The sequence below is a fragment of the Streptomyces boluensis genome (genome assembly GCF_009908195.1).
GTDB lineage: Bacteria > Actinomycetota > Actinomycetes > Streptomycetales > Streptomycetaceae > Streptomyces > Streptomyces boluensis.
The window spans coordinates 1-10,476 of the sequence record NZ_JAAAHS010000274.1; the positions used below are offsets into that span (position 1 = coordinate 1).

Sequence of the window (10,476 nt, forward strand, 5' to 3'; positions counted from 1 at the left end):
GGGGGGCTGGGGCGGATGGCATGCGCACAGCATAGATACAACAGGGGTGCATCAGGAAACCGGGTCCGCGATACGGGACAGCCGGGACGGGGCGCCCCTGCGGGGTCAGCTCCACCGAATCGGGTTCACCCGCACGAGTGCGCATCCATTCGCACCGGCCGAACGTCTTGTATCCGGAACCCCCGTTCTGTCGTTCCAATTTGAGCCCTTTTGTTCGGCTCACCCAGAGGTTTTCGCGAATTCGGAGCACCGACTTTGACTCGTAGCACCCACGGCATCCGTGGCGTACGCAGAACCGCCGCCGTAGTCCTCACGACCGGCGCCGCCCTGGTCGCCGGCCCGCTGGCGGCGCCCGCCCAGGCCGCCACCGCACCGACCGCCGCCAAGGCCGCCGCACCCACCGCCACCACCCCGTCCGTCAGCGCCAAGGGCGCCTATCTCGCGGACGCCGGGACCGGGAAGCAGCTGTTCGGGAAGGCCGTCGACACCAAGCGGCAGATGGCCTCCACCACCAAGGTCATGACCGCGGCCGTCGTCCTCGACACCGCCGGCCTGAAGCTCGACCGCAAGATCACCGTCAAGAAGACCTACCGGGACTACGTCACGGCCAACGGCGCCAGCACCGCCGACCTGCGCACCGGCGACAAGCTCACCGTGCGCCAACTGCTCTACGCGACGCTGCTGCCCTCCGGCTGCGACGCCGCGTACGCGCTGGCCGACACCTTCGGCAGCGGCTCGACGGTGAAGGCCCGTACCGCCTCGTTCATCTCGAAGATGAACAAGAAGGCCGCCGCGCTCGGCATGAAGAACACCAAGTTCGACTCCTTCGACGGCATCTCGAAGGGCGGCAGCAACTACTCGACGCCGAAGGACCTCACGAAACTCGCCGCGCACACGGTGAAGAACGCGACGTTCCGCACCGTCGTGAAGTCAAAGAGCACCCAGCAGAAGGCGCCCGCGAGCAGCGGCGGCACCCGCACCTACACCTGGTACAACACCAACAAGCTGCTCGGCTCCTACAAGGGCGCCATCGGCATCAAGACCGGTACAGGCACCGCCGCAGGCCCCTGCCTGGTGTTCGCCGCGGTCCGTGGCGACAAGACCCTGGTCGGCGCGATCCTGAACGACGCGAACCGCTGGACCGACGCCGCGAAGATGCTCGACCACGGTTTCAAGTCGAACTCCGCGAAGACGATGCGGCTGCGTTCGCTGCCGAGCTCCGCGCAGCAGGACTGACGGCCCTGATCCGGCTCCCGCCGTCCCCGCGGGAGCCGGACACCGCCGCGAGCGCCACGGCCGCGAGCGCGAGCGCCGCGCCGCCCACCGTGAACGCGCTGACCGCCGCGTCACCGTGCGGCAGGAACACATCGAGGGCGATCGAGCCGAGCAGCTGGCCGGTGATCGTGCACAGGCCGAGCAGCAGGACGCCCAGCTTCTGCACGGTGGCCACGGCGACCGAGATGAACGCGATGCCGACCAGGCCACCGAGGTAGAGATACGGGTCGCCGGGCAGCCCCGCGGGCACCCCGGCCGCGACCGCGTGCCCCACGAAGACCAGGCCCAACGCGGCAGTCCCGGTAAGGAAGTTGACGTACGTACCGGTGTACGCGGACCCGGACGAGAGCCGCACATGGCCGTTCACGCCCTGCTGCCAGCTCACACAGATCCCGGCGATCAGCGGCAGCACCAGCATCAGATACGGGAACCCGGCGCCGAGCCGGTCCGCCATCGACACCCCCACCGCGACGAGCAGGAGCACCGCGCCCACCGCGCGGCGCACCGTCGGCCGCTGCGGCCCCGCCGGACCGAGCCCCCGCGCGTCCACCAGGAGCCCGCCGCCCACCTGCCCGGCGACCATCGCGACGGTGAACAGGGCGACGCCGAGCGCCCCGACGGCCAGGCCCTGCGCGAGTACGAAGGTCGCGCCGCCGAAGCCGCCCAGCAGCTGCCACCACTTCAGGCGCCCCGCCCGTACGTCCCGCACAAGCCGGCCGAGCCCCTGCCGGGCGCCGCGCGTCAGGGCGAGGCCGACCGAGAGCACGAGGAGGCCCGAGCCGAAGGAGAGGACCGCGGCGGCCGTGCCGTCGCCGAGCTCGGCGGCGAGCTGGCCGTTGATACGGGCCTGCAGGGATATGAGCGCACCGGAGAAGACGGCGAGGAGCAACCAGACGACGTGCACGGCAGAAGCCTTCGTGGGTTTCGTGGGCGGGGACAGGGGTGAGCCCGGATGCACCCGTGAGGGCACACCCGGGCTCGGGGACATACGGGTCAGGCCCAGGTGATCAGGCGTTTGGGCTGCTCCAGAATGGCCGCGACATCGGCGAGCACCTTCGAGCCCAGCTCACCGTCGACGAGCCGGTGGTCGAAGGAGAGCGCGAGCGTCGTGACCTGCCGGGGCTTGACCTTGCCCTTGTGCACCCACGGCTGCAGCTTGATCGCACCGACCGCGAGGATCGCGGACTCACCGGGGTTGAGGATCGGCGTGCCGGTGTCGACCCCGAAGACCCCCACATTCGTGATCGTCACGGTGCCGCCCTGCATCGCGGCCGGGGACGTCTTGCCCTCCCTGGCCGTGGACACCAACTCACCGAGTGCCTCGGCCAGTTGGGGCAGGGTCAGGGCGTGCGCGTCCTTGATGTTCGGCACGATCAGACCGCGCGGGGTGGCGGCGGCGATGCCCAGGTTCACGTAGTGCTTGCGCACGATCTCCTGGTTCGCCTCGTCCCAGGCGGCGCTGACGTCCGGGTTCCGCTTGATCGCTACGAGCAGCGCCTTGGAGATCAGCAGCAGCGGGTTCACCCGCAGCCCCTGCATCTCCTTGTCGGCCTTCAGCTCCTCGACCAGCTTCATCGTCCGCGTCACGTCGACGGTCACAAACTCCGTGACATGCGGCGCGGTGAACGCCGACCCGACCATCGCCTGCGCGGTCGCCTTCCGCACACCCTTGACGGGGACACGGGTCTCACGCTCCCCGTCGACGACCACGGCAGCGGGCGCGGGCGCGGCCACCTGCGCGGGAACCTCCGCCACGGGCGCGACCGCCGCGTGCACGTCCTCCCGCGTAATGACCCCGCCGGGCCCGGAGGGGATCACGGCCGCGAGATCCACACCAAGATCCTTGGCGAGCTTACGGACGGGGGGTTTGGCGAGGGGGCGATTGCCGTTGGCGGGGGCGGCGGTGCCGTTGGCGGCCCCATTCGCGACCGGTGCGGGGGCGGGGACAGCCGCCCCGGTGCCGGCGCCGGTCCCGCTCCCGCTCCCGTTGTGGGCAACTGGGACGCCAGGGGCGGGACGGGTGGGCACAACCCCACGTGCCGGGTCACTTTTACGTGCCCTCCGGGTGGTCGACGACTCCGCGACGCCGTACCCCACCAGCACAGGCTGACGCCCCCGAGGCTCCTCGGGCTCCGCAGCCGGGACCTCAACCGAAGGCTCGGGCGCCGATTCCCCAGCCCCACCCACGGTGATGATCACCTGGCCGACATCCACCGTCACGCCCTCGGCGAACCGCAACTCCCGCACGACCCCGTCGAACGGAATCGGCAACTCCACAGCAGCCTTCGCCGTCTCGACCTCACAGACGACCTGCCCGTCGGAGACAACATCCCCGGGCGCGACGTACCACTTGAGGATCTCCGCCTCGGTCAGACCCTCGCCCACATCGGGCAACTTGAACTCGTACACCATTGGTCCAGCTCCCCTCAGTACGCCAGCGAGCGGTCGACGGCGTCGAGCACCCGGTCAAGGCCCGGCAGGTACTCCTCTTCCACCCGCGCCGGCGGATACGGCGCGTGGAAGCCGCCGACCCGCAGGACGGGCGCCTCCAGGTGGTAGAAGCAGCGCTCCGTGATGCGCGCGGCGATCTCCGCGCCGGAACCGTAGAACACCGGGGCCTCGTGCACGACGACGAGGCGGCCGGTGCGCTCCACCGAGGCCTGCACCGTGTCGAAGTCGATCGGCGACATCGAGCGCAGGTCGACGACCTCCAGGGACTTGCCCTCCTCCTGCGCGGCCGCCGCGGCCTCCAGGCAGACCTTCACCATCGGCCCGTACGCGACAAGGGTCAGGTCGGAGCCCTCCCGCAGGGTGCGCGCGGAGTGCAGCGGTCCGGGGATGGCGTCGGTGTCGACCTCGCCCTTGTCCCAGTAGCGCCGCTTCGGCTCGAAGAAGATCACCGGGTCGTCGCTCTGGATGGCCTGCTGCATCATCCAGTACGCGTCGTTCGACGTGGAGGGCGAGACCACCTTGAGCCCCGCGACGTGCGCGAACAGCGCCTCCGGCGACTCGGAGTGGTGCTCGACCGCGCCGATGCCACCGCCGTACGGAATGCGGATGACGACCGGCATCTTGACCTTGCCGAGCGCGCGGGCGTGCATCTTGGCGAGCTGCGTGACGATCTGGTCGTACGCGGGGAAGACGAAGCCGTCGAACTGGATCTCCACGACCGGCCGGTAGCCGCGCAGCGCGAGCCCGATGGCCGTGCCGACGATGCCGGACTCGGCGAGCGGAGTGTCGATGACCCGGTCCTCGCCGAAGTCCTTCTGCAGCCCGTCGGTGACCCGGAAGACGCCACCGAGCTTGCCGACGTCCTCACCCATGATCAGGACCTTGGGGTCGGTGTCGAGGGCCTTGCGCAGGGATTCGTTGATCGCCTTGGCGATCGGCAACTTCTGTACGGCCATGGTCACTTGCCCTCTTCCACCGAATCAGCGAACGACGCCTGGTAAGCGGCGAACTGTGCGCGCTCCTCGTCCACGAGCGCGCTTCCGTCGGCGTAGACGTTGTCGAAGATCGCCATCGGGTCGGGGTCCGGCATCGCGCGGACCGCCTCGCGGACCCGCTTGCCGAGCACCTCGCTCTCCTCTTCGAGCGACGTGAAGAAGGCGGCGTCCGCGATCTTCTCCGACTCCAGATACGTCCGCAGCCGCAGGATCGGGTCCTTGGCCTCCCAGGCCTCCCGCTCCTCGTCCCGGCGGTACTTGGTGGGGTCGTCGGAGGTGGTGTGCGCACCCATGCGGTACGTGAACGCCTCGACCAGCGTGGGCCCTTCGCCGCGCCGGGCCCGCTCGAGGGCAGAGCGGGTCACGGCCAGGCAGGCGAGGACGTCGTTGCCGTCGACCCGGACACCGGGGAAGCCGTAGCCACGGGCGCGCTGGTAGAGCGGTACGCGGGTCTGCTTCTCGGTGGGCTCGGAGATCGCCCACTGGTTGTTCTGGCAGAAGAACACGACCGGTGCGTTGTAGACCGCGGAGAACGTGAAGGACTCCGCGACATCGCCCTGGCTGGACGCGCCGTCACCGAAGTACGCGATGACCGCCGAGTCCGCGCCGTCCTTGGCCACGCCCATCGCGTACCCGGTGGCGTGCAGGGTCTGCGAGCCGATGACGATCGTGTACAGCTGGAAGTTGTTGGTGTTCGGGTCCCAGCCGCCGTGGTTGACGCCGCGGAACATGCCGAGCAGGTTCTCCGGCGGGACGCCGCGGCACCAGGCGACGCCGTGCTCGCGGTAGGTCGGGAAGACGTAGTCGTCGTCGCGCAGGGCCCGGCCCGAGCCGATCTGCGCGGCCTCCTGGCCGAGCAGCGAGGCCCACAGGCCCAGCTCGCCCTGCCGCTGCAGGCTGGTGGCCTCGGCGTCGAAGCGGCGGGTGAGGACCATGTCGCGGTACAGACCGCGCAGTTCGTCCGGGCTGAGGTCGATCGAGAACTCGGGGTGCTCGACCCGCTTCCCCTCAGGGGTGAGCAGCTGGACGAGTTCGGAATCGTGCTGGCTTACGTCGTGCGGGCTTGCCTCGCGCTGTGCTGCGTCGCGCGTCGCGCTCTTCGCCGCCGCCTTCTTCGCCGGTGCCTTCCCCGGCGACTTCTTGGCGGTCGCGCGCTTGGTGCCGGCGCCGCTGCTGTTGCTGCTGCGGCTGGGCTTGCGCGCGGCGGTGCTCTCCACGGTCACGTGTGCTCCTCCGTCGGTCCGGCTTCCCGGGATCCGCCGGGTAAGCCAGTGCGGCTCGCCTGTTGTCCCTGCCCGCGCACGGGGTGTGTGCGCTGCTGGGCGTCATCCAGGAAACAGGCGTGACAGGTGCCCCGGCGAGCGCCCTGCACAAAGCACGTTACCCAGTGCTTCGCATATCTGCGAAACCCCACTTGACCTGCGATTTTGCTTGGATTTCCAAGTAAATACGGGAAAGCGGGAACAACTACTGGTCAGCGCCTTGCAGGGGGCCGGAACAAGCGGAACGTTATCCCGGCCACCCAGAGCATTGGAAGAGTCAATGTGTGACACTGACTCCGTGCACGAAGAAGGAAAAATCAGCGTATTTCTGCTCGACGACCATGAAGTCGTCCGTCGCGGAGTCCACGAGCTGCTGTCCGTCGAGCCGGACATCGAGGTCGTGGGCGAGGCGGGCACGGCCGCCGACGCCCTCGTCCGGATTCCCGCCACCCGCCCCGATGTCGCGGTGCTCGACGTCCGCCTGCCGGACGGCAGCGGGGTCGAGGTCTGCCGCGAGATCCGCTCCCAGAACGAGGACATCAAGTGCCTGATGCTGACCTCGTTCGCGGACGACGAGGCACTCTTCGACGCGATCATGGCCGGCGCCTCGGGGTACGTCCTGAAGGCGATCCGCGGCAACGAACTGCTCACCGCGGTCCGTGACGTGGCCGCGGGCAAGTCGCTGCTCGACCCGGTCGCCACGGCACGCGTCCTGGAGCGGCTGCGGGACGGCGGCGCCAAGCGCGGCGACGACCGCCTGGCGGGCCTCACCGAGCAGGAGCGCAAGATCCTCGACCTGATCGGAGAGGGCCTCACCAACCGCGCCATCGGCGAGCGGCTCCACCTGGCCGAGAAGACCATCAAGAATTACGTGTCCAGCCTGCTCTCCAAGCTGGGTATGGAACGCCGCTCGCAGGCCGCCGCGTTCGTCGCGCGTATGCAGGCGGAAAAGCGCTGACGTACTGCGCTGACGTACTGGACTGACGTACTGGACTGACGGGCTTTCCCGGGAATTGCCGAGGACTTATGTCCTCGCCGCTCGGGGCGGGCGGCTCTTTCGCACCGCCCCGCACCGGTGAAAAGTGGAATGCATGTCCACCGAAGAACTCCGCGCCGTCGACCTGCTCAGCCGAGTCCCGTACGGACGTGTCGCGTCGTCCTGCGGATGCACCGCGGCTTCGGCTACCACCAGGCCTGCCAGGGCAGCGTCGTCGCGTACGGCGCGGACAACTTCCACACCGCGGACACCGGCACCGACACCGGCACCGGCACCGGCACCGACGGCCACTGGTCCGTGCGGAACTCGAACTCTTCGGCCCCGCCCCGCACTTCGTGGACGGCGAACTCTTCGACCCGGTCCATCTCCGTATCGAGCCACAGTTCGTACGCGTGCACAGCGTGGGCGGCGCGGACTGCGGCGCGGACTGCGGCGCGGTACGCGGAAGGGCCCGCTCACTGACGCTGTGAGCGGGCCCTTTCCGTATGCCTGAGCGCGGGATCAGTTCCCGGCGCCGTCCGTCGGATCCAGGGTGATCGGGTCCGTCGGCTCCTGAGTCGTCGGGTCCTCGGTGGGCTCCTGAGTCGTCGGGTCCTCCGTCGGCTCCTGGGTCGTCGGGTCCTCGGTGGGCTCCTGCGTGCTCGGGTCGGTGCTCGGCGTGAACGAGGGCTGCGTCGGGGTCTCGGAGTAGTCCGGGTTGCCGCCCGTGCTGCCCGGCTCCGTCTCCTCCTCCGTCGTCTCCTCGTCGGTCGGCTCCTCGGAGGCCTCCTCCGACTGGGAGACGGTCGGCGTCGGGTCCTTGGTGTCCGGCGTCTTCTTGTCACCGCTCGCGGCGTTCAGGGCCACGGCGACGCCCACCGCTATGGCGACGATCGCGAGGACCGCGAAAAGCCACATCTTGCCGCGCCCGCCACGACCACCGTGGCCACCGCGTCCGCCCCGGCCACCGTCACGGCCGCCACCGTCGAAGCCGCCGTCGTCGTCGCCGATCGGCCGCAGCATCGGCTGCTGGATCTGCGCGGTACCGCCGCTGTCCCCGGGGTGCTGCCGGGCAGCGGTGCCCGTCATCCCCATCGCCGGGGTGTTGCCGCCCTCGTGCATGGCGACGGCGCCGGTGTTCCACGTACCCGTGTGGCCGCCCTGCTCCTGCAGCATCTGCAGGCCGTACTGGACGAGGCCGCGCATCTCCTCGGCCGTCTGGAACCGGTCGTCCGGGTCCTTGGCGAGGGAGCGCATCACGAGCCCGTCGAGCTCCGGCGGCACCCCGTCGGAGATCTCGGACGGCGCGATCGGCATGTCCTGCACGTGCTGGTAGACCACCGAGAGCGGGGTCTCACCGGTGAACGGGGGCCGCAGCGCGAGGAGTTCGTACAGCATGCAGCCTGTCGCGTACAGGTCGGAGCGGGTGTCGACGGCCTTGCCGAGGGCCTGCTCCGGCGAGAGGTACTGCGGGGTGCCCATGACCATGCCGGTCTGCGTCATCTGCTGCGAGGCGCCGTGCAGCGCCCGAGCGATGCCGAAGTCCATCACCTTCACCGCACCGGTGTTGGTGATGATCACGTTGGCGGGCTTGATGTCGCGGTGCACGATGCCGTGCTGGTGCGAGTAGGCCAGCGCCTCCAGGACGCCGGACACGATGATCAGGGCCTGCTCGGGCCCCGGCGCCTCGGCGTTGAGGAGCAGGTCACGGATGGTCCGGCCCTCGACGAGCTCCATCACGATGTACGGGATGGTGTTGCCGCCGATGAAGTCCTCACCGGAGTCGTAAACCGCCACCACCGCATGGTGGTTGAGGCCCGCGACCGACTGGGCCTCACGCGTGAAGCGGGCCTTGGAGACCGGGTCCTCGGCGAGATCTGTACGGAGCAGCTTCACCGCGACGGTGCGCCCGAGGCGTACGTCTTCCGCGGCGAAGACCTCGGCCATGCCGCCGCGTCCGAGTCTGTGAGTCAGCCGGTATCGTCCATCTCCGACTAGCCCGCCATTACCCCACAACTCAGGCGCATCTGACATACCGCCGCCAGTCGCCTCGGGGTCGGACGGGCCCTGAGCGCGCTGCTGGTCCATCAGTCCTCGCCGTCGTTTCCTGTCGTAACTGGTCGCGTCTGGTCCGTAACCCGACATCGCCCGCCTGTCTGCGCCTCTGCTGGGCGACCGCACGCGTCCCTTGTCACGGACTCACGTCGGGCCACGCTACAGCCTCGGCGCAGTGCGCTGGTTCGAGATGGACCGGCCATCAAACCTGTTACCCGGGGTTTTGGGCAAATCGAGTGGTTCGCTCCCGGCACCGGAAAGGGATCCTCATCACGTACTCAGGCCGGTGGGTAACGCTTGCGAGACGGTTGTTGCGCGTAGGGTCACGGATCGGGCACCTGGCTTGACGTGTCAGTGCCCTCCGGCAGACTTGGCCCGGAAACACAAGGGATCTTCGCGCATTCACGGCGCCGATGGGGGACGCAGAACATGAGCCAGGACGGCGCACAGGGCGACCGGTACGCGGGACGTGCCCTGGCCGGTGGCCGGTACCAGCTGCGGGATCTCCTCGGCGAAGGCGGCATGGCCTCGGTCCACCTGGCGTACGACTCGGTGCTCGACCGGCAGGTCGCCATCAAGACCCTGCACACCGAGCTCGGCCGCGAGCAGTCCTTCCGCGAGCGCTTCCGCCGCGAGGCCCAGTCGGTCGCCAAGCTCACCCACACCAACATCGTCTCGGTCTACGACACCGGCGAGGACGCCCTCGACGGCTCGACGATGCCGTACATCGTGATGGAGTACGTCGAGGGCAAGCCGCTCGGCTCCGTCCTCGACTCCGATGTCGCGCAGTTCGGCGCGATGCCCACCGACCGCGCCCTCAAGGTCACCGCGGATGTGCTCGCGGCCCTGGAGATCAGCCACGAGATGGGCCTGGTCCACCGCGACATCAAGCCCGGCAACGTCATGGTGACGAAGCGCAACATCGTCAAGGTCATGGACTTCGGCATCGCGCGCGCCATGCAGTCCGGCGTCACCTCAATGACCCAGACCGGCATGGTCGTCGGCACCCCCCAGTACCTCTCGCCCGAGCAGGCACTCGGCCGCGGTGTGGACGCCCGCTCCGACCTGTACTCGGTCGGCATCATGCTGTTCCAACTGGTCACCGGGCGGCTGCCGTTCGAGGCGGACTCGCCCCTGGCCATCGCGTATGCACACGTTCAGGAGGAGCCGGTCGCCCCGTCCTCCATCAACCGCTCGCTGCCCCCGGCCGTGGACGCGCTGGTCGCCCGTGCGCTGAAGAAGAACCCGAACGAGCGCTTCCCCACCGCCGACGCGATGCGCGACGAGTGCCTGCGGATCGTGCAGTCCCTGCAGGGCGGGGCCGCGCCCAGCATCGTGCCGGGTGTGCACACGGGAAGTGGCGCGGGCGTCGGCGCCTCCGTCTTCCCGCCGGTCGACCAGGGCACTCCGGCGCCCGGCCCCGGCAGCGTCCAGACCCCGTACCAGCCACATCCGTACGGAC

At 69.4% G+C, this 10,476-nt stretch carries 9 protein-coding genes; 3 read left to right on the plus strand and 6 right to left on the minus strand.

Going from position 1 to position 10,476, the window contains the following annotated elements:
- The first annotated feature begins 255 nt into the window (after positions 1-255).
- On the plus strand, positions 256-1,236 hold the full coding sequence (locus tag GUY60_RS27040; RefSeq protein ID WP_246235733.1) for a D-alanyl-D-alanine carboxypeptidase family protein: 981 nt from the start codon (positions 256-258) through the stop codon (positions 1,234-1,236).
- Here the strand turns inward: GUY60_RS27040 and GUY60_RS27045 are convergent.
- The 4 genes from GUY60_RS27045 to pdhA form a co-directional block, all read right to left on the minus strand.
- Positions 1,172-2,179 (minus strand): DMT family transporter, encoded by a 1,008-nt coding sequence (locus GUY60_RS27045; RefSeq protein WP_223178740.1) that lies wholly within the window; start codon positions 2,177-2,179, stop codon positions 1,172-1,174. The two genes, GUY60_RS27040 and GUY60_RS27045, sit on opposite strands and share 65 nt — an antisense overlap.
- 89 nt (positions 2,180-2,268) lie before the next feature.
- Positions 2,269-3,687 carry a dihydrolipoamide acetyltransferase family protein gene (locus GUY60_RS27050; RefSeq protein ID WP_161702380.1) on the minus strand — a complete coding sequence of 473 codons (1,419 nt, stop codon included), beginning with the start codon at positions 3,685-3,687 and terminating at the stop codon, positions 2,269-2,271.
- Positions 3,688-3,701: 14 nt separating this feature from the next.
- Positions 3,702-4,682, minus strand: coding sequence for an alpha-ketoacid dehydrogenase subunit beta (locus GUY60_RS27055; protein WP_161702382.1), 981 nt, complete (start codon positions 4,680-4,682; stop codon positions 3,702-3,704).
- Positions 4,683-4,684: 2 nt separating this feature from the next.
- Positions 4,685-5,944: a pyruvate dehydrogenase (acetyl-transferring) E1 component subunit alpha gene (gene pdhA / locus GUY60_RS27060; RefSeq protein ID WP_161702384.1), complete on the minus strand. Its 1,260-nt coding sequence runs from the start codon at positions 5,942-5,944 to the stop codon at positions 4,685-4,687.
- Positions 5,945-6,281: 337 nt separating this feature from the next.
- Between pdhA and GUY60_RS27065 the strand changes: the two genes are divergently transcribed.
- Positions 6,282-6,941, plus strand: coding sequence for a response regulator (locus tag GUY60_RS27065; protein ID WP_161702386.1), 660 nt, complete (start codon positions 6,282-6,284; stop codon positions 6,939-6,941).
- Between the two features lie 224 nt (positions 6,942-7,165).
- Here the strand turns inward: GUY60_RS27065 and GUY60_RS39775 are convergent, their stop codons facing one another.
- Both GUY60_RS39775 and GUY60_RS27075 read right to left on the minus strand, forming a co-directional pair.
- Positions 7,166-7,345, minus strand: coding sequence for a hypothetical protein (locus GUY60_RS39775; RefSeq protein WP_161702388.1), 180 nt, complete (start codon positions 7,343-7,345; stop codon positions 7,166-7,168).
- Positions 7,346-7,481: 136 nt separating this feature from the next.
- On the minus strand, positions 7,482-9,050 hold the full coding sequence (locus GUY60_RS27075; protein ID WP_161702394.1) for a protein kinase domain-containing protein: 1,569 nt from the start codon (positions 9,048-9,050) through the stop codon (positions 7,482-7,484).
- Between the two features lie 393 nt (positions 9,051-9,443).
- On the opposite strand from GUY60_RS27075, the gene GUY60_RS27080 reads away from it, so the two are divergent.
- The coding region (locus tag GUY60_RS27080) for a protein kinase domain-containing protein (protein WP_161702390.1) at positions 9,444-10,476 on the plus strand (1,033 nt) is incomplete at its 3' end.

Coding starts and splice junctions, on each gene's coding strand:
- GUY60_RS27050 (WP_161702380.1), bottom strand. CDS start 3,687: ATGGTGTACGAGTTCAAGTTGCCCGATGTGGGCGAGGGTCTGACCGAG.
- GUY60_RS39775 (WP_161702388.1), bottom strand. CDS start 7,345: ATGGACCGGGTCGAAGAGTTCGCCGTCCACGAAGTGCGGGGCGGGGCC.
- GUY60_RS27055 (WP_161702382.1), bottom strand. CDS start 4,682: ATGGCCGTACAGAAGTTGCCGATCGCCAAGGCGATCAACGAATCCCTG.